This window comes from Paenibacillus tyrphae (assembly GCF_000722545.1).
Taxonomy (GTDB): Bacteria; Bacillota; Bacilli; order Paenibacillales; family NBRC-103111; genus Paenibacillus_G; species Paenibacillus_G tyrfis.
In genome coordinates this window covers 1-587 of the sequence record NZ_JNVM01000086.1, presented here as the reverse complement: position 1 = coordinate 587, position 587 = coordinate 1, and the positions used below count along the sequence as shown (strand labels likewise).

Below are 587 nucleotides of genomic sequence, written 5' to 3'. Positions count from 1 at the left end.
CTATCTGTATGCGGGAGTGAAGTCGGAGCATATCGTGGAAACCCGGGACATCGAAAAGGCGGACCGGGCGATCAGGCAGCGAAACGTCGTCATCACAGAGGATATGCACTTGCTGCTGGCGCTGCCGAATGTGGACGTGATCGTCGATGCAACAGGGGTGCCGAGCGTCGGCGCGGAAATCGCCTGGAAAGCGATATTGAACAAAAAGCATATTGTCATGCTGAACGTTGAAACCGATGTCACGGTCGGTCCTTTATTAAACAAAATGGCGGCATCCGCAGGGGTGGTGTATACCGGATCGGCCGGTGACGAGCCGGGTGCAGTCATGGAGCTGTACAACTTCGCGGACGCGATAGGCTTCGAAGTGCTGGCCATTGGCAAAGGCAAAAACAATCCGCTCAACGTGCAGGCTACGCCGGATTCGACAAGAGAGCTTGCGCTCAGCGTAGGGGCGAACCCGAAAATGATCGCGTCGTTTCAAGACGGAACGAAGACGATGATCGAGATGACCGCGGTCGCCAACGCGACAGGATTTATCCCGGATCAGCCGGGGATGCACGGTCCGGCCGCCAGGGTAGACGAATTGA

At 56.7% G+C, this 587-nt stretch carries 1 pseudogene; it reads left to right on the top strand.

The annotated features are described in order from the left end of the window. Positions 1-587: pseudogene (locus ET33_RS35865) on the top strand (NAD(P)H-dependent oxidoreductase); the annotation flags it as partial.